Origin of the sequence: Microbacterium sp. NPDC055988 (assembly GCF_042269505.1) — a bacterium.
Classification (GTDB): Bacteria; Actinomycetota; Actinomycetes; order Actinomycetales; family Microbacteriaceae; genus Microbacterium.
Genome location: NZ_JBHJXY010000001.1, coordinates 3,521,434 through 3,541,010 on the forward strand (window position 1 = coordinate 3,521,434; position 19,577 = coordinate 3,541,010).

Genomic DNA, 19,577 nt, shown 5'->3' on the forward strand with positions numbered 1-19,577 from the left:
ACATGACCATCGAGATCGTCGACGTCAACATCACCAGCCCCGGACGCAACTTCGTCACGCTCAAGATCACGACCTCCGACGGCATCGTCGGCCTGGGCGACGCCACGCTCAACGGACGCGAGCTCGCCGTGGCGTCGTACCTCTCCGATCACGTCGCCTCGATGCTCGTGGGTCGCGACGAGGACCGCATCGAAGACACCTGGCAGTACCTCTACCGCGGCCCGTACTGGCGCCGCGGACCGGTGACCATGGCGGCGATCGCCGCGGTCGACATGGCCCTCTGGGACATCAAGGCCAAGAAGGCCGGGATGCCGCTGTACCAGCTGCTCGGCGGAGCCAGCCGTGAGGGCGTCCGCGTCTACGCGCACGCTTCCGGTACCGACTACGCCGCCCTCAAGAACGCGATCACCGGATACGAGGAGCTCGGCTACACCGCCGTGCGCGTGCAGACCGGTGTGCCCGGCCTCGGCCAGATCTACGGCGTCTCGGCTACCGGCCCCGGTGTGCGCTACGACTACGAGCCCGCCAAGCGCTCGGGTGACCGCCCGAGCGAGGAGACGTGGGACACGCGCAACTACCTCAACCACATGCCCGGGATCTTCGCGAAGATCCGCGAGGACTTCGGCACCGACCTGCGCATCCTCCACGACGGGCATCACCGGATGTCGCCGATCGAGGCCGCACGCTTCGCGAAGGACATCGAGCCCTACGACCTGTTCTGGCTAGAGGACTGCACCCCGGGTGAGGACCAGAGCGCCCTGCGCCTCGTGCGTCAACACTCGACGACACCGCTCGCGATCGGCGAGGTCTTCAACTCGGTCTACGACTACCAGACCCTGATCACCGAGCGTCTGATCGACTACGTGCGCTCGGCCGTCACCCACACCGGTGGCATCACCGCGATGAAGAAGCTGCTCGACTTCGCGGCGATCTACGGCATCCGCTCCGGCATCCACGGCCCGACCGACATCTCGCCGGTCGGCATGGCCGCGGCCCTGCACCTGGACCTCGCGATCCACAACTTCGGCATCCAGGAGTACATGCCGCACAACGAGCAGACGCTCGAGGTGTTCCAGACCTCCTTCACCTTCGACAAGGGCTTCCTGCACCCCGGCGACAACCCCGGTCTGGGCGTCGACCTCGACGAGGATGCCGCCGCCGGCCACGAGTACACCAAGGCCTACCTGCCGGTGAACCGCCTGCTCGACGGGACCGTCCATGACTGGTGAGGCCATGACTGGTGAGGTCTGCCGAGTCGCCCTCCCGCAGCGCACGGTCGACTCGCGCCTGGTCGTCGTCGCCCGCGCGAAGCGGGCCGAGGACTACGACACGGTGCTCGACGTGCTGGTGGACGCGGGTATCCGCAGCGTCGAGCTGACGCTGACCACGCCGGGGACGTTCGAGCACTTCCCGCAGCTGCGCGCACGGTTCGGCGACGCGATCGACCTCGGTATCGGCACCGTGACGAACACCCTCGATCTCTCGCGGGCGATCGAGGTGGGAGCGACGTATCTCGTGACCCCGATCACCTCGGCCGATTTCGTCACCCAGGCGTCGGATGCCGGAGTGCCGATCGTTCCGGGCGGCCTGACCCCGACCGAGCTGTTCGCGTCGTGGTCGGCGGGCGCCTCGGCCGTGAAGATCTTCCCCGCGGGGCAGGTCGGTCCCGGCTACCTCAAGGACCTGCGCGGCCCGTTCCCCGATCTCGTCGCTGTCCCCTCCGGCGGGGTCGATCTCGCGGGTGCCTCGGCCTGGCTGCAGGCGGGGGCGGCGGCCGTGAGTGTGGGCGGTCCGCTTCTCGGCGATGCCTTCTCGGGCGGAGACCTGCGTGCTCTGCGTGATCGGGCGAGGGCCTTCGTCAAGGTGTGCGCGAACTGATCCTGTCGCGAGACCGTCACCCGATCACCTTCCCAGGGTTCAGGATTCCGGCGGGGTCGAGGGCGGCCTTGATCGCTCGATGCATGTCGAGGACGGCGGGAGCGAGCTCCGACACGAGGCCTTTGCGTTTGAGCAGGCCCACGCCGTGCTCGCCCGTGACCGTGCCCCCGAGCGCGAGCGCGGCGTCGATGATCTCGGTGAACGCCTGCTCCGCGCGAGCGCGAGCCGCGTCGTCGCCGGCGGGGACGACGAGGAGCGGATGCAGGTTGCCGTCGCCCGCATGAGCGATGTTGGCGATGAGCACATCGTTCGCGAGCCCGATGGCCTCGATGCGGCCGAGCATCTCCGGGACCGCGCCTTTCGGGACGCACACATCCTCCGTCAGCACGGGCCCCAGGCGCTCGAGGGCCGGATACGCCAGGCGTCGAGCGGCGAACAGCGCCTCTCCCTCGGCCTCGTCCGTGCTCCGGTCGGCCCACGTGGCACCGCCGCGCTCGAATGCCGCCAGCAGCGCCGCCGCCTCCTGTTCGCCGGCGGCGCCCGGGGTGTCCACGCGCCCGAGCAGGACGACCGCGGCATCGGCGGAGAGCCCCATATTCTTCCAGTCGTCGACCGCGCGCAGACAGTTGCGGTCGATCAGCTCCAGCGCCGACGGCGTGAGTCCGGCCGCCGCGACCTCGCGCACGGCCTCCCCCGCGTCGGTGAGCGAGTCGAAGAACCCGGCGATGGTCTGCTCGGGCGGACGCATCGGCCGCAGTCGCACCGTGATCTCGGTGACGATGCCGAGTGTCCCCTCGGAACCCACGAGAAGTCCGGTGAGGTCGTACCCCGCGACGCCCTTCGCGGTGCGGCGGCCCAGGCGGACGAGCTCTCCGGTTCCGGTCACGACCTGCATCCCGAGCACGTAGTCCCGGGTGACGCCATATTTCACGCAGCACACCCCGCCCGCATTCGTCGCGACGTTGCCGCCGATGGTCGACCACGGCGAGCTGGCCGGATCGGGCGGATACCAGAGGCCGTTCTCGGCGACGCGTGCCCGGAGGTCGTCGTTGACCACCCCGGGCTGAACGACGGCGAGTCGCTCGAGTTCGTCCACCTCGAGCACGGCGTTCATCCGCTCCAGAGAGATCACGACGCTGCCGGCGAGCGCGTTGGCGCCGCCGGAGAGCCCCGTGCCCGCCCCGCGGGCGATGACCGCCGTGCCATGGCGCAGACATGCGCGCACCACCGCCTGCACCTCTTCGGGCGTGCGAGGTCGCACGAGGCAGGCCGGCAGCGACCACTCCGCCCACTCGGCGTCATCGTGCGCGTAGCTCTCGAGCACATCCGGGTCCGTCGTGAGACGGTCGGCGGGCAGAACCGCTGCGAGGTCGGAGAGAAGTGCGGCCTCACTCACGGTCGTCATCGCCCGCAGCGGATGCCGAGCGCGTGTGGCAGGTCTTCAGGTAGCTCAGGAACGATGCCTGCAGTCCCGTGAGATGGGTCTCGTGCAGCATGGCCTTCGATATCCCTTCGGAGTGCCCCCGGGCATGCAGTTCTTCGATGGCGGTGAGCAGGTTGCGTCCGATCTCCCGATAGATCGGGATCGCTCCGAGCAACTCGGCCTCGTTCAGCGTGACATGCAGCTGCTGCACGGAAGAGACGGGGTCACGCTGCGGAAGGGCGGCGATCAGGGGGAACACCTGGCTGTCCGTGGCCGCGACACCCGGGCTGCCGGCGCCGAACGTCGCGAACGGAGACGTCTCACGCAGCCACGCATACAGGGCGAAGAGGCCGCCGTAGGAATAGCCGAAGAGGCCGTGGCCGGTCTCGCTGACGCGGACCTTCGACTGCAGGAGGGGGTGAAGCTCCTCTGTCAGGAACTCGAGGAAGACGTCGGCATGGGTGTCGGCCAGCTGGGCGAGATAGGCGTCCACGTGCTCCGGCGTCATCGCCCCGGACTCGCGGGCGGCCGCGAGCGTCCTCCGCATCTCGTCGCCCACGGGTTCTCCCGGCGGTACGAGATCGCGGTTGCGGAGCTGTGCCCACTGCGCGGCCTCTTCGCCGGCGTAGCCGACGCTGACCTGGATGTAGGGGGCGATCGAGAGGTAGGGGTCCGCCTGGGTGACGATGAGCGGAGCGGTCAGCCCGACGGCCCAGTTGCCGTCCACCACATAGATCAGGGGCAGGGAGTCGGTGGATTCCGCGTAGCCCGGGGGCGTCGTCACCCACACGGCGTAACGATGTCCCGACCGTGCCGTGACCTCCAGGTACTCCGTGTCGGCCAAGCAGCCGTTCAACATCGCGCTCACTGGGTGTCTCCCTTCATGATGCGGCCGGCCTTCACGACGAAGGAGGCCATGTCCGGATCCGCGAAGACGCGGGCGTCGTCGAGCGGGTTCCGCTCCCAGGCGACCATGTCGGCCGCCATCCCCACGCGGAGCATCCCGACGGTGTCTCCGATACCGAGGATGCCGGCGTTGACGCTGGTGGCGGAGACGAGCGCCTGCATGGGCGACTCCAGCTCGGCGCGCAGTCGCAGCTCCTCGCCTCGGCGGTACTGCTCGGGGCCGAGGAGGTCGGAGCCGAGACCGATCCGCACTCCCGCTGCGCGGGAGATCTCGAGCGCCGTCGCCATGCAGCGACGAGCGCCGGCCAGCCGGTCTCGGGTCGACGGATCCACGTCGAGGCTCCCCGGGTCCATGATCTGCTCGACCACGGCGAAAGTCGGGACGAGTGCCACATCGTGCTCGCGCATCAGCTGTGCAGTCGGCTCGTCGATGTCGGTGCCGTGCTCCACACAGCGCACACCCGCCAGCACGGCGTTGCGGATGCCGGCGTTGTTGTGCGCGTGCACGGTCACGTAGGTGCCGCGTGCGGCGGCCTCCTCCACGGCGACCGCGATCTCGGTCGCCGTGAACTGCGTGTCGTCGAGGCGGTCGTGGCCCCCGACGACACCTCCCGTGACGCACAGTTTCAGGAAGGTCGCACCGCGGCGGAACGACTCCCGGACGTTGCGTCGCAGTTCATCGGCGTTGCCCGCCATGAGGGAGAGGGCCGCGAGGCCGGGGATGTGGTGCGTCTCCCACAGCTCGGTGGGCTCCCACGCGGCGCCGTAGTAGCCGTGTCCCCCGGTCTGGCACTGCACCGGGCCGCACGACAGCACGCGCGGGCCGCGTACCTTGCCCTTCGCGATGACCTCGACCACTCCCCCGTCGATGCCGCCGGTGTCGCGCACCGTGGTGAAGCCCGCGTCGAGGGTGCGGCTCGCCGTGAGAAAGATGTCGGCGGCGATCTCGGCAGCCGAGAGCTGGAACCCGAACTGCGCGCGGATCGGGCTCGAGAGTCCGAAGTGCACATGCGCGTCGATCAGGCCGGGCGTCAGCAGCATTCCGTCGAGGTCGACGGTGGCGGCTCCCGCCGGGGCGGTTCCGATCCGGGTGATCACGCCGTCGTCGACGCACACGTCCGCTGGCGAAGGCTCGGCGCCGGACCCGTCGGCGACGATCCCGCCTGCGAACCAGATCTCGGTCATGACGCCTCTTCCGAGAACGACTGCGTCCTCAACAGTGGTGAATTGGTTGTGCGCTAACGTACTCAACAGTGGTGAAGATGTCAACGGAGGCAACATGCGAGCACCGGTGGGCGAAGGAAGAGCGCGGCTCCTGCAGGCGCTGTTCGACGAGTTCGGCGAGAACGGGCCCAGCCCGAACCTGTCGATGCGCCAGGTGGCCGAGCGGCTCGGCGTGCACCACACGCTGCTGACCTACCACTTCGGTTCGCGGCCGGGCCTGCTCAGCGCGGTGCTCTCCGAGGCGCGCCGCCGCGACAATCTCATGATCGCGGCGACGAGCGAGGGCCTCGGGTTCGTCGAGCTGTTCCGAGCGATCTGGGGCTTCTATTCGAGCCCGGCGCAGGAGGAGCGGACCCGTGCGTTCTTCCACCTGATCGGACTGGCCGTGTACGAACGCGGCGCCTATGACGAGTTCGTCGCCGACCTCGACGACCTGACGCACCTCCTCGAAGCGGCTGCCCGTCGCGATGGACTCACAGCACCGGATGCCGCGCAGTCGAGTCTCGTCGCGGTCGCGGGTATGCGCGGACTGCTGCTGCAGCGACTGCTCAGCCCGTCCGCGGAGGTGGATGCCGCCGCAGACCGTTTCATCGCATCGTTCACGAAGGAGTCGACAGCATGACCCAGGGCTACTCTCACATCGTCATCGGCGCCGGAGCCATCGGATCCGCGGCCGCCTACTGGTTGACAGAGGCCGGTGCAGAACGCGTCCTCGTGCTGGAGCAGTTCGAGCTCGGCCATGCCTTCGGCTCGTCCGGTGACCACTCCCGGATCATCCGTCGGGCGTACCACCGCGAGGAGTACACGCGACTCACCGACGCGATGTTCGCCGCCTGGGCTCACGTCGAGGAGCGTTCCGGCCTGCAGGTCTACACGAAGACCGGCGGGATCGACCTCGCGGCCGCCGGGAGCGCCGGTGCGGAGGAGATCGACGCGTATCGTCGGGCGATGGATGCCGCGGGCATTCAGTACGACGAGCTGACGATCGACGACATCCGCACGCAGTACCCGCAGTGGAACGTGAACGACGACACGATCGGGGTCCATCAGGCCGATGGCGGCATCCTCGACATCCGCCGGTCGGTGTCCGCTCACGTGTCGCTCGCTCGGGCCGCCGGGGTCGAGTTCCGCTCGGGCGTGGTCGTGACCGGTGTGCGGGTCACCCCGGAAGGAGTCACGGTCACGACGTCGGCGGGTTCATTCGACGGTGGCCACCTCGTCGTCGCCGCCGGCTCGTGGCTGGGAGACCTCATGCCCGACCTCGGCCTCTCCTTCGATCTCACCCTGAGTCAGGAGCAGGTCGGCTACTTCTCCTCCTCGAACCTCGCGGAGTTCACTCCGGACAGGTTCCCCATCTGGATCCATCACGCCGACGAGGTGCACTACGGGTTCCCCGTCTACGGCGAGGCGGCGGTCAAGATCGCCCGGGACATGCGCGGTCGCTTCATCTCGTCCGCCGAGCGGACGTTCGTCCCCGACGACACGGAGCCGCTGCTGCTCCACGACTTCCTCCGGGAGCACCTTCCGGCCGCCGCCGGCCCGCTGCTTATGAGCAAGACCTGCGTGTACGACATGCCCGCCGACCGGGAGTTCGTACTCGACGCCGTCCCCGACCACCCCCATGTCGCGGTGTTCAACGGCGCCGGCCACGCGGGCAAGTTCGCGAGCCTGATGGGACGCATCCTCGCCGACCTGCTGACCGTCGGCCGCACGGAACACGACATCTCCGCGTTCAGCCTGCGGCGTCCGGCGATCGTCGACCCCGACTTCGTACCCGTCTTCCGGCTGGGGACGGGCGACGGGGCGGTGGGTGTGAGACCGGGCGGGGCGTGATTGCGGGGAGGATGAAGGCAGACGCGACGCCGCCAGGCCTCAACGGCGCGACGACCCCCAGCGCCACCTGACCGGCTGACAGCGCTCGGGGCCCAGAAGAGAGAACGCCAACGGCCCAGCCTTCTCGCCGTCGCAGCATGGCGACTTGACCTGGAGCGCACTCCAGGAACGAGACTGATGTCATGACGACACCAAGGATGGCACTAGGGACGATGTACTTCGGCACCACGGTGGATGAACGAGCGGCGTTCTCGATCCTCGATCGGTACGCCGAACTGGGCGGATCGTTCGTCGACACCTCCGACAACTACAGCTTCTGGACCTCCGAGACCGGCTTCGGTGGCCAGAGCGAGGCGCTGCTCGGCCGATGGCTGGCGTCGAACCCCGGAGTCGGCGTTCGCCTCAGTACCAAAGTCGGAGCGCAGCCCACCCGACTCGGCGGCTTTCCCGACCATGTCGAAGGGCTGCACGAGGACGCCGTGAGAGAAGCCTTGGCGAAAAGCCTGGACCGCCTGGGTGTGGACGGCGTGGATCTGTATTGGGCGCACGTCGAGGACCCGAGTGTGCCCCTGCAGACGCTGGTCGGCACGTTCGCCGGCCTGGTCAGCGAGGGCCTGACCTCGCGTTGGGGCGTTTCCAACCACCCGTCCTGGCTACTCGAACGGATCCGCGCCACCGCAGAACAAGCCGGCCTCCCGCAACCGAGCGCCTACCAGGAGCGCTACTCGTACATCCAGCCCGCGGGGGGCATGGATGTGGCTGGCCAGCCGATCCCGCTGGGGATGCTGTCGCCGGACGGCCTCGACTTCCTGCAACGCAACCCTTCGTTCGACGGGTGGGTCTACACGGCCACGCTCCAGGGCCGGTATGACCGCAGAGACCGCCCGTTCGAGATCGAGTACCAGCACCCCGGCACCGAGCGCCGGCTCGCAGCGCTCGCACGAGTCGCCGATGCACGTGGAATCCGACCGGGCCAGGTCGTGCTCGCATGGTTGACCTCCGGACGCCCGGTGTTGACGCCGATCGTCGGCGTCAGCAGCGTCGAACAGCTCGAACAGGCCGTGAAAGGAGCATCCATCGAGCTCACCCACGACGAGCTATCGGCGCTCGACACCGCATAGACGACGCACACTCAGCTCCGATGCCGCTGCTCGGTACTCGTCCGTGTGCGCCGTCCCGGCGGAGCCGTTCCCGCTAACGGTGGGGAGGAGCATCGCCGCCCATCAGCAGGTCCGCAGGAGCGCGGACAACGTGCGACATCGCAAGTGGAAGCGGTGTGTGGTCCAAGCGTGTTAACGTCAAAAGTCCCGGAAACCCTTGAGTTTCCGGGACTTTCTGGTCGGGCTGACAGGATTTGAACCTGCGACCCCTTGACCCCAGAGAACCCTCAGCCGTGATGGGCAGTGATGTCCAATGCTGGGGAGTAGTCACCCGTTGACTCTCCCCAGCACCGTCATGCCGTCTCGTGTCGACTCGTCGCAGTGCGTGTTGTGCAGTGTGCACAACGGACTGCACAACGGGGCGACCTTGCATGACCTACCGTTGCCAGTCGGGCGGCGCTGTCGATGAGTAGGCGCACGATAGTCTCGGCGACGTGACCCCCGCACCTGAACCGACCGGTGACCTGATCGTCGATCCCCTCGCGCTCGTGGCTCTCTGTATCTCGATCTTCGCCGCTTTGGTCGGTCTGAGCGCTCTGATCTGGAACATCATCGCGTGGGTGCGATCCGGTCACCGTGTCGTCGTCGAGATCGAGGCCGTTGTGCGGAACCCCGGACGGTCGGCATCTTGGGTCGGTCGACGGGGCAAGCGAGACTGGCCTGCGACGTCAGTCCCGCCGAGCCATGTCCCTTACTCGGTCGTCTTCGTCAAGATCACCGCGCGCAACACCGGGCGCGCTGCCGTTAACATCGAGCGCTTCTTCTTCGCAGTCGGCAAGCCTGCCGAGAACAAGAACATGTCGTGGACTTTCGACGGTGAGCCTTCGCTGCCGCAGCGGTTGGAACCGGGGGCGAGCGCGTCGCGCGAGTACATGTTGACGGACGTCGAGGCGTTCGCTCGCAGTGAGGGTCGGCGACAGTTCCGGGGCGCTGTCGACCTTGGAGACGGCACGAGTCGCCGCTCGCCACTCAGTTTTGATCTCGACGCGCCCGATCGCGGCGCGGCGTTCCTCGCGACGTCTACGGGGCAGACGTTTCAGACGCCAGCGCCTCGCGACGAGTGAACCTCGAGATCGGCCATACGCAGTTCCGACTAGCACGGCGCGGCGCATGTTCCCGTGACGAGAACAAGGATGCGGCGAGCGCTGTGGATATACTCACGCGCATGGGGAGTGACGCGTGATCCCGGCCTTCGAAGACGGGGCTTGGTACCTGCCACAAGGCCTGCACGCGGCGACGCTCGATGAGATCGAAGAGCGCTTCGTCGTCGCTGCGCCGTTCAGCGACCGCCGCCGCGTCGTCTTCGACGCGTTCCGCCTCTGGCACGGGATCATCACCAGCGTTGTCCCTGATGCCCGGTTCTGGGTCGACGGCGGCTTCGTCACGCACAAGCCGTGGGCTGCTCCGTCCGACGTTGATGTTACGGTCATGCTCAGGCCGGATGATCTCAACAACCTCACCGAAGAACAGCAGCAGCGGCTCAACCCGATGTTCACCAAGAACGGGCCACCCCGCCAGCAGCCGATGTCGGGTCTGGTCGACGCGTTCATCTGTCTTCGCGGCAACGTGGACAACACGCTCTACTGGCGCGAGCATTGGTCTACGGTGCTCGACCAGAACCGCGACAAGGTGACGGGCACCCGCAAGGGCTTCTTGGAGGTGAAGCCATGACGCTGACAGAACAGGCACTCGACGAGTTCCGCAACGCATGGCACGCCGCCGAGGGCGACGACTTCGCGAGTCGTCTTCAGCGTCAGTCGCTCGAAGCACTCGCAGCGGAGAACGACGCGCTGAGGCCCGTCCTCTTCGAACTCACGAACCGTGCGCAGTCCGAACTCGACCTGCATCTCGACGGCGAGACGGTGCACGGCCACGAGGCGAACGCCGAGTCCTTCGCTGCGTTCGTGCGCGGTGTCGCCGACGCGACGAAAGAGGTGGCGAAGCACCTGCTCGACCGTCAGCGGCGCGCGTCGACGCTTCGCATCCTCGCCCCGGCCCCCGGCTCTGTCCGAGTTGTGTTGCGCGCAGCCACGCCCGAAGAGGCTGCGGGTCGCACCGCCCAGAACACGCGCACGCCGTCTGTCGACTCAAAGTCGCTCGACATGGTCGCCGTGCTGCTCGCGCGTTCTGAGGCTGACAGCGACGACTTGAACGACGACGTATTGTCTGGTCTGGCTGCCCGTCTGCCGCAGAAGGCCCACGCTGGGCTGAAGCGCGCCGCGAAAGCGATCGACGCCCAAGACTGGGACGTTCAAGGTGAGTTGCGGTCACAGCACGGCTTCCAGCCGGTGCACGTCGGCCCGCACGGTGCGAAAGCGCTGCTGCGTGTGCTCGATGAGCATCAGGAGAGCAGCACGACGACGACGCTCTCAGGTGCGATCGACGGGCAGCGGCGGTCTATCGGTGCGCTCTGGTTCGCCCCTGACGGCGCTGGCGCGATCGAAGCAGCGGTGCCGACCCCTGAACTCATGGAGCAGGTTGTACAGCATGACGCGGCGAACCAGCGTGTGCGTGCTGAGTTCGACGTCGTGGCGATCGTCGGCAAGGGAGCGAACCCGCGCCGCCGACAGGTTTACACACTGCGCTCGATCGAGCCGCTGCCCGATGCCCCTACGCTGATCTAACCGCACACGAGCCGAGAGCGAGCCACGATGTATTCCTGGAAGACGCGACGTCACGATGTCGAGCGAGACGGCGAACTCACGCTGTACTGGGAGGCGAACGGCGACCCGGTGAGTGACGACTACGACAGCGACGACACGTCGGCGGGTGAACTCTGGCGCATCTGGCGCAAGACGTACCCGATCGACGAGCATGCCGAAGCGCGGTGGGGTGCTGGCGCGGTGCACATCTCCTGGTTCATCGGCGGTGCTGCTGCATACGAGTTCGCGCCACACGCCGTGAATCTCTTCGGCAACGACGCCGAGACATTCCTCGACCACTTCACGATGCCGATCGAGGTCGCGACCGGCGAGCCGATCCAGTGGACGCGGCTGCCCGTCGAAGACAAGTTGTGGAACGAGAACCGAGCCGACAAGGGCGGTTTCATCCAGGAAGCGACCGGCTGGAAACCCTCGCCGTTGCAGCCTGTGTTCTGGCCCGATCAGTTGGCCGAGGCTTGCGGACTGTTCATTCCGCAGCGCTGAGCGACTGCGGCTGTTGACATCGAGTCAAGTACCGAAGCCTCTGATCAGCGGTTTAGTTCGGCCTAGTGCACCCGTTGTGCACCTGCACGGCACGGTTAACTGCGGCAATCGTGACAGCCTGCTGCTTCGCGACCACACTCTCATTCAAACTCGGGCAATGCAGACCAGTCGAGAGAATGTCCGGAGACACCAGCCACTCCCTCAGCAATCTTCCGCGCGCCCAGCGAATAGATCCTTGCGCAGTTGATTGCACCGTAGAGCCCAAGAGAATGCTCGGTCGCGGACATCTGTCTTAGAACACTCGACGCAGGCGGATCGGTCGTGCGCAGAGGCGGGGGCCAGCGTTCTGAACGCCAACCGGTAGTGAGCCCGTGAGTCAGGGCATGGCGAACCTGCATCCAACCCCTGCTCTCAGTGAGGATACGGCTCCATGCGTGAGCACGTTGAACCGAACCGGGACGACCAACGTGAGGGAATTCGAAGACCGAGATTGATGTGGGCGCGTCGATCGCAGCCGCCGCCGCCGGATAGTCTTGCTTCGCCCGACCGGCAAATTCCGGCAACGCCGGGTTATTCCACTTGCCGACAGCCTGAGCGATCTCTACAAACCCGGCGCCCGCGTGCGCGAGCATGATCGCGGTGAAGTCCTCGGCAAAGCCTTCAAATGCAGAGATGCTAGTCAGCACGATCGCAGGGCTGAGAGCAGCCGAGTTGCCGGGGTGTCCCACTGACCTTGGGTGCAGGGACAACAACTTGTGAGGCGTCTTCATTGCGCGGATGAACTTGTCAACGCTGATCTGCGGGTCTGGAGGCGTCACGATAGTTGGCACACGCTGAGTCTGGTGGCACCGGCTAACCGACCGCAACCACGGTGATGAGTCAGCCGCGACGACATGCCAGCCGGACGCAGGAGCACAACACCACGCTGCGTGTCTTGGCTCATGGTGTCCCGTCGACGGCCTCTACAGGAACAGGGACCAGATGCTCGCGACCGTCGACATGACGATTCCCACCCCGAGCAGCACGAGGTTGATCTTGTTCGAGTCGATGAGCCGCTGGATCACCCATTGGCTCTCGTACTGAGCGAGACGTGGCAGGTTCCCATAGGTCGCGCGGACGAGGTCAAGGCTGGCGTATTCCTCGTCGTGCCGTGCCATGAGAACCCCCAGACGCGCGGACTGACGATCGTTCCATGTCTTGTGATCGTCGGGGGTGAAGTCTCGGCCCAGTGCCTCGCTGAAGGCCTCTCGTTCGATTTTCAGGTCTTCGTCGAACGACGCACGTTCAGCCTTGTGCTTCGTTTCCAGGCGCTCCAGCGTCACGATACGTTGCTTCGCGGAGATGAGATCGCGCTGCGTCGTAATCACCGCGTTGAACAGCCCCCAGCCTGTGAACACGAGTCCGAGGACGTAGAGTGCTGCAACTATGGCAATGAGCGCGACGTCGTCCATACGGCGAGCGTAGCGGCATACGTTGTTCCCGTAGCGCGAACATATGTCGGCGGGTCACGGTAGCGTCTGGCGCATGGAATGGATCGCGACCGGGGTCGCTATCGTCGCAGCGCTAATCGCTGGCTGGCAGGCGTGGGAAGCACGTGCAGCACGTCGCGACGCCCGAGTGTCGGCGAGTGAGGCGCAGAAGCACGAAGAGCGCGCCGCCGCCGCATCGGAGCGGATAGCGGCGGCGATCGAAGAGCAGAACGCACTCGAACGCGCCGAGCGCGAGAAGTACCGCAACCCGTGGAGCATGCAGTCATCACAGACGAGCAGCAGCCGTACCTACAGATTCACGCTGGGCGGCGACGAGCCGGTGAGCGGCGTACGGATCACCGTCGATGACAAGCACATCAAGCGCGAGAGGTTCCGGTTCGTCAAGCCGGAGACGGACACGATGAGACCGGGCGAGTCGATGACGATGAACTGGTTTCTGCACATGGGATCGGCATCGCAGATCACCGCCGAACTGCACTGGGTACGCCCGAACGGCGAAGAGCACGTCTCGGTGAAGACGCTCGACTGACCGCCCTATCTTCGCTCTCATCATGAGAGCAGAGAGGCGAGCAGCACCGGCACTAGGCTGCTCGCCTCTCCCGGGCGACGTCGCGGATGACCGACACGACGCCGCCGTCTGTGAGCGCTCGACTACGCGAGCACGTGCAGCATGCGGTCGATCGCCGCGACGTCGACCTCGCGCTCGGCTGCGGCGACGAGATCGTACGCGGACGCGTCCGCACGGTAGAGATCCGACTTCGCAGCGACGCCCGCGACGCCCTGCTCGACGGCATCAGCGAAGACCGCAGCCCACGCCTGGCCGGGTGCAGCAGCAGCCTCGGCGTCGGCGATCTTGCGCGCAGCGTCGTCGACCTCGGCGAGCCGATCGAAGATCGCCGCCGTGCGCTCGGCGATGATCGCGTCGCCCTGACCGCTCGCGAGCACGTCATCGGACGTCTCCAAGCCGTCGAGGATCGCCGCGAGCCGCACGCGGTCGGCGGATGCGATGACGCTCTCGATTGGACGCCCGGCGCTGACGAGCGCGGCGACCTTCTCGCGCTCGCGGGCATGCAGCGCGACGTCGTCAGCGGTGCGCGGCTTCAGGCCGTCGAGCACCGACGAGCGCTCGGGCACGCTCGGCACGCTCGGCGTGATCTGCGCCGTCTTCGCCCGCCACTGCTCGACCTGCGCGCGCTGCCACTGCGCCAGCCCCTCGGGACTCAGGTTCGCGTCGGTGTGGGTCGCGATGCTGTTGAGCGCGAGCAGCCGCTCGGCATAGCGGTCGACGTTCTCAGCGTGGTTCGTCACGGGTGGTTTCCCTTCGTCATGGCCGTCTGGCCGGTGTCGTGCTGCTCGCTGCTGCGAGACAGCGCCGCGCTCGCTGCGCGGTGGTCTGCTGCGCGTCGACGTGCTCGGCGCTCTCGGTTGAGCGCGTTCTCGCGCGCCCGGTACTCGGGATCGGCGCGGCGTCGGCGCTTGTGCTCGCGCAGCCGCTCGCGGCGGCATCCGCGACAACCGCCGTCCGGGTCTGCGCCCCACGTGATGCGGACGTGACCGCGCGGGCACATCAGCCAATCGCCGCCGTGATCCAACTGCGCGTTGTGGCTGTAGCAGAGCGGCGCGTAGTCGTTCGGGTCATTCGACCAACGGACGATCTTGCTCTCGTCGGCACCCTTCTCGCCGAAGTGCGACGCCTCGCCGACCAGACCCCAGCCGTCAGCGAGCCGACGACACCCTGGCGCAGCGCACGGGCGACCGACCGCGCTGCCGAACTCGCGCCGCAGCATCTCGTGCATGATCCGGTAGCCGGTCGTCATCGCTGACCGCCGATCTCGACCCCGACGAGAGCCGCGAGCGTTTCGCGCAGTTCGCGGGCCTCGGCGCGGTGCGCTGCAGCCTCAGCACTCAGCGCTGCGGCGTACGCCTTCACCGCGCCGTGGTGGCGAGGCTGCATCTCGTCGAGCGCGCGCCCGTAGTCGGCGCTCGCGCGGCGTCGCATGGACATCGCAGCGCGCAGACTCTCGCGATCCGGTGCCGTGACGAGACGACGCGCACGCATGACGAGCGGGGACAGGTAGCGGCTCATCCATGCACCGCCCTCGCGCCCGCAGTGCGGGCAGACGTCGCCGAGCAGCCGGGCGAGCGGCTGCGCGAGAACGCGGATGCCGCGCTCGCCCTTGCCGATGCGGATCGTCAGCACGTCGCCGCGCGCGATCATCTCGTATGCGCTCGTGCGGCCTACCTGCATGATCTCGGCGAACTCGGCGACGGTGAGCACAGTGCGCGTGCGCAGCACGTCGATCGGGTCTTCGATCACGTCGCCTGTCGGATGGTCGACGAGATGCAGCAGCCGGTCGACCTCGGCCTGGCTCGGATCTTCGAGCAGCGCGAGCAGCGCGTTGTCGGTGGTGGTCATCACGTCGTCTTCCTTTCGTCACGCGCTTGATCCGCAATCAAGCGCCTACCTGTCTGATCTGCGGTTTCTTCGCGGGTTGTGCAGGCGTTGTGCAGCAATCCGAGCGCATCGAGCAGGCCGACGAGCGCAGCGGCGATCATCAGCAGCCCAGCGACGGCGATCATCATGCGGTCGTCCTCTCGTCGTCGAGCAGCAGCCCGTGCTCTCGCGCGTACCGGCGCGCCTCGGGTGACAGATCAGCCGCAGAGCATTCGACGCCCTCGCCGTTGTGCGCGCGGCGCTGCACTTCCTGCCAGTGCTCGCCGATGAACGCGTGAGCGTCGGCGAAGGTCTGCGGCTGCGGCTGCGGATCATCGAGCGCGAGCATGCTGCGCAGATCGGCGATGAACACGGCCTGGCGCTTCGTCGGGCGGCGCGCGCCGCTCGCGGTGCGCTTTCCCTCTCGTCCCTGACTCTCGTTGGTAACTCTCGTTCGAGTCGCTGGGAGCGACCACCCCTGGGCGCTGTCAGCGACTACCTGGTCGCTGTGAGCGCCTACCCCGCGCGCGGTCGCGCTGCTCGCTGAGTGGTCGCTGTCAGCGACTACCCGGCCCTGCTCGACGTGCAGCGTGTACCGGTTCGGCAGATTCTTCGAGCCGACGCGTCGACGCTCGATCGAGATCAGCCCGTGCCCTTCGAGCGAGCGCAGTGCCCGCATGACGGTGTCACGAGAGACGCGCGCCTGAGCCGCGATCGTCGCGAATCCGGGATGACACTGCCCGGTGCTGCGCGCGTGCTTCATCAGGACGATCAGGACGGCGTAGTCGTGCAGCGAGATCGCGCTGCTCTCGACGAGCCAGTCGGGGATCATCGTGAAGCCGTCGCGCTCGCGGCGGTCTGCGGTCGTGGTCATCGTGTGTGCTCGCCCTCCGTCGAGTAGGTCGGTCGTCTCGGTCGATCAGCCCTCGCCCAGCAGAGCGAGCAGACGCGGCACGGGCACGACGAGACGCCGACCGATGCGCAGACTCGGGATAGTCCCCTCGCGGACGGCCTTGTAGGCGCTGTCGCGACCCAGCCCAAGAATGCGCCCCGCACTCTCGACGTCGATCGTCGCGCGCTCTCTGATCTCGCTCAGCGTCGGCGTCGCCGTATCGACGGACGCAGCGGGTGCGGTGGTCGTGGTGTTCATCGGTGTCCTCTTTCGGTCGTGCTGTTCAGTGGGACTCTAAGCGCGGCAGTGCGACACCTGTGCTGTCAGCGTCTTTCCAAAGCGATCTGCTGCTGTTACGTCGCTGGGATGGGCTATGGTGCTGGGAATCACAGCAATCACTCGGGAGGCATCGTGAGCAACATCGACGAGATCGTCGGTCAGAACGTGCAGCGCATGCGCACAGCGCTCGGCGTAGGACGCGAAGCGTTCGCCCGCGATCGCTTCAGCAGTGATCTCGGGTACAGCCGTCACGTCATCTACGCGATCGAGACAGGCACGCGGCACTGCACCGTAACTGACCTGCTCGCGCTGTCGGAAGCGCTCGACTGCACCGTCGCCGACCTGCTCGCGAGTAGCGACCCGGTCATGCTCGCCGACGACCACGAGATCGACGTCGCCGCGCGTCTGCGCTCGCCGGACGAGTCGCCGGACGCTCGAGCATGGTCGTACTTCGAGAGCGCCGGGGACGCGCTCGCCGAAGCGCGCAACGCCTGGGATCGCTATGTGGCGGCGATGGATGCGGTGCGTCGACGCGTCGCGAAGAGTCCCCCGCTTCGCGAGCGCATCGAGCGGATGCTCGCGAAGCGTCTGCGCGAGCACGCCGACTATGCGATCGAGTTGTTCGAGTTCCGCCCGCCCGACGAGTTCGAGGGCTACGACGCTTGGGCTGCGGCGAATCCAACGCCCGGCATCGTCACGGCGCGCGACGCGCTCGACCGGCGCGCGCTGCATCCGCACCTGTGGCGAGCGCGCCCGCGCGCGACGTCGTCGCGTGAGAACGTCCGTCCACCTGAGACGGCCAACTGAGAGAGGGAGATCATGATCTACAGCAGATGCTCGTGCCGCGACGAGCGCGGCAAGCCGTACGGCAACCTGCCTGAGAACGCGACCGAGCAGCAGATCGCGCGCGCTTGCCCGGCGCTCGTCGCTGCACGCGAGAGCGGCGGAAAGCATGGCAAGTGGGGCTACTACCTGTCACGCGGATTCGACGCGGCAGGGCGGCGTCTACAGACGCGCGTCGGGAACTTCGACAGCCGCCGTGCAGCGCAATCCGCGTACGCGAAGGCGAAGACGCAGCACGACGCGGGCGAGTTCGTCGAGACGAGCCGCGTGCGGTTCGCGCAGTGGCTCGACGAGTGGTTGACCGGTCGCGAGCAGCGCGGCGACATCAAGCGCTCGACGCTCGACAACTACCGCCGATACGTCGAGCAGGACATCGCACCGAGCACGCTCGGACGGTTGCGACTGACCGACATCAAGCGCGCCGACGTGCGGCGCTTCGTCGACGCGTTGATCGCGGCTGGACGCGGCGCGACGACGGTGCGACGGATCGTCGCCGTGGTGCAGGGCGCGCTCACGGCGGCGATGCGCGACGACATCATCGCGTCGAACCCCGCGCGCGGTGTGCAGCTGCCGAGCGTTGACGCGCACGAGTTCGAGCCGTGGACGCCCGTACAGGTCGGCGCGTTCCTGGATCGAGCCGCACAGCACCGGCTCGGTGCGCTGTTCGAGGTCGCCGTCCTGACCGGACTTCGCCGGGCTGAACTCGTCGGGCTGCGCTGGGGCGACGTCGATCTCGCGCGGCGGGAACTGACCGTGCGCAGCACGCGCGTGCAGGCGAGCGGCGAGGTCGTCGAGAACTCGCCGAAGACCAGCGCGGGCCGTCGCGTCGTGCAACTCGACGATGCTGCGGTCGGTGCACTCGTCGCCTGGCAGATCACGCAGGACAGCGAGCGCTCGGCGTGGGATGCCGCCTGGGTCGGCTCTGGCTACGTGTTCACCTACGAGAACGGCGAGCCGCTGCGCCCGCAGTACGTAACGCGGCTGTTCGACGCGCTGCGGCGCGATGTCGCCCTGCCCGCGATGACGCTGCACGGCTTGCGGCACATGCACGCGTCGTTGCTGCTCGCGAGCGGTGCCGACATCGCCCTCGTGTCGAAGCGGCTCGGTCACTCGTCGATCTCGGTCACGAGCGACATCTACACGCACCTGATCGGCGATGCCGCTCGGCGTGCTGCGGAGAGCGCTTCAGCGCTCGTCCCGCGAGCAACTGCACAACGAGTGCACAACCGCGGCACGGCGGCGGATACGACAGAGGCTCGGAACCTCGCGACTTCCGCGTGATTCCGAGCCTCTATGTGGTCGGGCTGACAGGATTTGAACCTGCGACCCCTTGACCCCCAGTCAAGTGCGCTACCAAGCTGCGCCACAGCCCGTTGTTCTGCACTCTCGCGCAGGCAACTCCCCTATCTTAGCCGCATCTCGACCCCCTCCGCGAACCGAGCCGTTGCGAGTTGTCGGATGCCGCGCGTAGCCTCCCGTGCATGGTGACGATCACGACCGAGGTGGCGACGACAGCTCGTTGGGACGATGTGCAGCATGCTCTCACCGGAGGTGGCGACGGCGCGAGCTGCCAGTGCATCTGGCCGGTGCTGAGCAACAAGGACTGGAACACGACCACGACTCCGCAGCGCACCGAGATGTTCCGCGCCGAGATCGACGAGGGGCCACCGCCCGGGATCATCGCCTACGTCGACGGCGATGCCGCCGGCTGGATCAGGATCGGGCCGCGTACCCGCCAGGCGCGCATCCCGCGCACGCGCATCATCGCCGCGGCGACCACCGAGCCGTTCGATGACGAGTCGGTCTGGGCGGTCACGTGCTTCGTCGTGCGGCGCGAGCACCGCGGTGCCGGGCTGAACCGCGCGCTCCTGGAAGCCGCCGTCGACTACGCCCACGAATCCGGAGCGCGACTGATCGAGGGGTACCCGGTCGATACCCGCGGCGAGAAGCAGCGATCCAACGATCTGTTCCATGGCACGCTCGGCACGTTCCTCGCGGCCGGCTTCATCGAGAAGACCGAACTCAAGCCGGGGCGCACCCTCGTCGCCCTCGAGCTGGCCCCATGATCG

The 19,577-nt window shown here is 67.3% G+C and carries 24 protein-coding genes and 1 tRNA gene; 13 read left to right on the top strand and 12 right to left on the bottom strand.

The genetic code is table 11. The annotated features are described in order from the left end of the window. Positions 1 to 2 precede the first annotated feature (2 nt). Both manD and ACFC14_RS16910 read left to right on the top strand, forming a co-directional pair. A complete protein-coding gene (gene manD, locus ACFC14_RS16905) occupies positions 3 to 1,229 on the top strand; it encodes a D-mannonate dehydratase ManD (protein ID WP_376106924.1) in 1,227 nt (408 codons plus the stop codon). A gap of 4 nt (positions 1,230 to 1,233) precedes the next feature. After that, positions 1,234 to 1,878 carry a bifunctional 4-hydroxy-2-oxoglutarate aldolase/2-dehydro-3-deoxy-phosphogluconate aldolase gene (locus ACFC14_RS16910; RefSeq protein WP_376106926.1) on the top strand — a complete coding sequence of 215 codons (645 nt, stop codon included), beginning with the start codon at positions 1,234 to 1,236 and terminating at the stop codon, positions 1,876 to 1,878. 16 nt (positions 1,879 to 1,894) lie between these two features. On the opposite strand, the gene ACFC14_RS16915 is transcribed toward ACFC14_RS16910, so the two are convergent. From ACFC14_RS16915 to ACFC14_RS16925, 3 genes are read right to left on the bottom strand one after another with little or no spacing between them, the layout of a single operon-like run. After that, on the bottom strand, positions 1,895 to 3,283 hold the full coding sequence (locus ACFC14_RS16915) for an FAD-binding oxidoreductase (protein WP_376106929.1): 1,389 nt from the start codon (positions 3,281 to 3,283) through the stop codon (positions 1,895 to 1,897). Further along, positions 3,267 to 4,160, bottom strand: coding sequence for an alpha/beta hydrolase (locus tag ACFC14_RS16920; protein WP_376107243.1), 894 nt, complete (start codon positions 4,158 to 4,160; stop codon positions 3,267 to 3,269). The genes ACFC14_RS16915 and ACFC14_RS16920 overlap by 17 nt, the downstream gene beginning before the upstream one ends. Before the next feature lie 5 nt (positions 4,161 to 4,165). Further along, positions 4,166 to 5,392: an amidohydrolase family protein gene (locus tag ACFC14_RS16925; RefSeq protein ID WP_376106932.1), complete on the bottom strand. Its 1,227-nt coding sequence runs from the start codon at positions 5,390 to 5,392 to the stop codon at positions 4,166 to 4,168. Positions 5,393 to 5,486: 94 nt separating this feature from the next. Here ACFC14_RS16925 and ACFC14_RS16930 point away from each other — a divergent pair, with 94 nt between their 5' ends. The 7 genes from ACFC14_RS16930 to ACFC14_RS16960 all read left to right on the top strand — a co-directional run bounded on the left by ACFC14_RS16930 (position 5,487) and on the right by ACFC14_RS16960 (position 11,570). Then, on the top strand, positions 5,487 to 6,053 hold the full coding sequence (locus ACFC14_RS16930; protein WP_376106935.1) for a TetR/AcrR family transcriptional regulator: 567 nt from the start codon (positions 5,487 to 5,489) through the stop codon (positions 6,051 to 6,053). Continuing rightward, positions 6,050 to 7,264 carry an N-methyl-L-tryptophan oxidase gene (gene solA, locus ACFC14_RS16935; protein ID WP_376106938.1) on the top strand — a complete coding sequence of 405 codons (1,215 nt, stop codon included), beginning with the start codon at positions 6,050 to 6,052 and terminating at the stop codon, positions 7,262 to 7,264. Before ACFC14_RS16930 ends, solA begins: the two co-directional genes overlap by 4 nt. A 182-nt stretch (positions 7,265 to 7,446) precedes the next feature. Then, complete coding sequence (locus ACFC14_RS16940; RefSeq protein ID WP_376106941.1) at positions 7,447 to 8,385, top strand: aldo/keto reductase; 939 nt, start codon at positions 7,447 to 7,449, stop codon at positions 8,383 to 8,385. 473 nt (positions 8,386 to 8,858) lie between these two features. Further along, positions 8,859 to 9,488, top strand: a complete 630-nt coding sequence (locus ACFC14_RS16945) for a hypothetical protein (protein WP_376106943.1) — start codon at positions 8,859 to 8,861, stop codon at positions 9,486 to 9,488. Between the two features lie 115 nt (positions 9,489 to 9,603). Further along, positions 9,604 to 10,095: a DUF6932 family protein gene (locus ACFC14_RS16950; protein ID WP_376106946.1), complete on the top strand. Its 492-nt coding sequence runs from the start codon at positions 9,604 to 9,606 to the stop codon at positions 10,093 to 10,095. Further along, positions 10,092 to 11,048, top strand: a complete 957-nt coding sequence (locus ACFC14_RS16955) for a hypothetical protein (protein ID WP_376106949.1) — start codon at positions 10,092 to 10,094, stop codon at positions 11,046 to 11,048. The genes ACFC14_RS16950 and ACFC14_RS16955 overlap by 4 nt, the downstream gene beginning before the upstream one ends. A 27-nt stretch (positions 11,049 to 11,075) precedes the next feature. Then, positions 11,076 to 11,570, top strand: coding sequence for a hypothetical protein (locus ACFC14_RS16960; RefSeq protein WP_376106951.1), 495 nt, complete (start codon positions 11,076 to 11,078; stop codon positions 11,568 to 11,570). 140 nt (positions 11,571 to 11,710) lie between these two features. Here the strand turns inward: ACFC14_RS16960 and ACFC14_RS16965 are convergent, their stop codons facing one another. Together ACFC14_RS16965 and ACFC14_RS16970 are read right to left on the bottom strand one after the other, a co-directional pair. After that, a complete protein-coding gene (locus ACFC14_RS16965; RefSeq protein ID WP_376106954.1) occupies positions 11,711 to 12,400 on the bottom strand; it encodes a hypothetical protein in 690 nt (229 codons plus the stop codon). A gap of 132 nt (positions 12,401 to 12,532) precedes the next feature. Further along, positions 12,533 to 13,021 (bottom strand): hypothetical protein, encoded by a 489-nt coding sequence (locus ACFC14_RS16970; protein WP_376106957.1) that lies wholly within the window; start codon positions 13,019 to 13,021, stop codon positions 12,533 to 12,535. Between the two features lie 73 nt (positions 13,022 to 13,094). On the opposite strand from ACFC14_RS16970, the gene ACFC14_RS16975 reads away from it, so the two are divergent. Then, complete coding sequence (locus tag ACFC14_RS16975; protein ID WP_376106959.1) at positions 13,095 to 13,589, top strand: hypothetical protein; 495 nt, start codon at positions 13,095 to 13,097, stop codon at positions 13,587 to 13,589. A 122-nt stretch (positions 13,590 to 13,711) separates the two neighbouring features. On the opposite strand, the gene ACFC14_RS16980 is transcribed toward ACFC14_RS16975, so the two are convergent. The 6 genes from ACFC14_RS16980 to ACFC14_RS17005 are packed head-to-tail and all read right to left on the bottom strand — an operon-like array spanning position 13,712 to position 16,644. Next, positions 13,712 to 14,368, bottom strand: coding sequence for a hypothetical protein (locus ACFC14_RS16980; RefSeq protein WP_376106962.1), 657 nt, complete (start codon positions 14,366 to 14,368; stop codon positions 13,712 to 13,714). Further along, complete coding sequence (locus ACFC14_RS16985; protein ID WP_376106965.1) at positions 14,365 to 14,877, bottom strand: hypothetical protein; 513 nt, start codon at positions 14,875 to 14,877, stop codon at positions 14,365 to 14,367. Before ACFC14_RS16985 ends, ACFC14_RS16980 begins: the two co-directional genes overlap by 4 nt. Beyond that, positions 14,874 to 15,479 carry a hypothetical protein gene (locus ACFC14_RS16990; RefSeq protein ID WP_376106968.1) on the bottom strand — a complete coding sequence of 202 codons (606 nt, stop codon included), beginning with the start codon at positions 15,477 to 15,479 and terminating at the stop codon, positions 14,874 to 14,876. Before ACFC14_RS16990 ends, ACFC14_RS16985 begins: the two co-directional genes overlap by 4 nt. Next, complete coding sequence (locus ACFC14_RS16995; RefSeq protein WP_376106971.1) at positions 15,476 to 15,643, bottom strand: hypothetical protein; 168 nt, start codon at positions 15,641 to 15,643, stop codon at positions 15,476 to 15,478. Before ACFC14_RS16995 ends, ACFC14_RS16990 begins: the two co-directional genes overlap by 4 nt. Next, positions 15,640 to 16,368, bottom strand: coding sequence for a helix-turn-helix domain-containing protein (locus tag ACFC14_RS17000; protein ID WP_376106973.1), 729 nt, complete (start codon positions 16,366 to 16,368; stop codon positions 15,640 to 15,642). The genes ACFC14_RS16995 and ACFC14_RS17000 overlap by 4 nt, the downstream gene beginning before the upstream one ends. A 45-nt stretch (positions 16,369 to 16,413) precedes the next feature. Then, the gene (locus tag ACFC14_RS17005) at positions 16,414 to 16,644 is read right to left on the bottom strand and encodes a hypothetical protein (RefSeq protein ID WP_376106976.1); all 231 of its coding nucleotides are present in this window, start codon (positions 16,642 to 16,644) and stop codon (positions 16,414 to 16,416) included. 153 nt (positions 16,645 to 16,797) lie between these two features. Here ACFC14_RS17005 and ACFC14_RS17010 point away from each other — a divergent pair, with 153 nt between their 5' ends. Both ACFC14_RS17010 and xerC read left to right on the top strand, forming a co-directional pair. Next, the gene (locus tag ACFC14_RS17010) at positions 16,798 to 17,472 is read left to right on the top strand and encodes a helix-turn-helix domain-containing protein (RefSeq protein WP_376106979.1); all 675 of its coding nucleotides are present in this window, start codon (positions 16,798 to 16,800) and stop codon (positions 17,470 to 17,472) included. Between the two features lie 12 nt (positions 17,473 to 17,484). After that, on the top strand, positions 17,485 to 18,789 hold the full coding sequence (gene xerC / locus ACFC14_RS17015; protein ID WP_376106982.1) for a tyrosine recombinase XerC: 1,305 nt from the start codon (positions 17,485 to 17,487) through the stop codon (positions 18,787 to 18,789). A 15-nt stretch (positions 18,790 to 18,804) separates the two neighbouring features. Here xerC and ACFC14_RS17020 read toward each other — a convergent pair. Further along, positions 18,805 to 18,881, bottom strand: a tRNA-Pro gene (locus ACFC14_RS17020). 108 nt (positions 18,882 to 18,989) lie between these two features. On the opposite strand from ACFC14_RS17020, the gene ACFC14_RS17025 reads away from it, so the two are divergent. Next, positions 18,990 to 19,574 (top strand): GNAT family N-acetyltransferase, encoded by a 585-nt coding sequence (locus tag ACFC14_RS17025; protein ID WP_376106985.1) that lies wholly within the window; start codon positions 18,990 to 18,992, stop codon positions 19,572 to 19,574. Positions 19,575 to 19,577 lie beyond the last annotated feature (3 nt).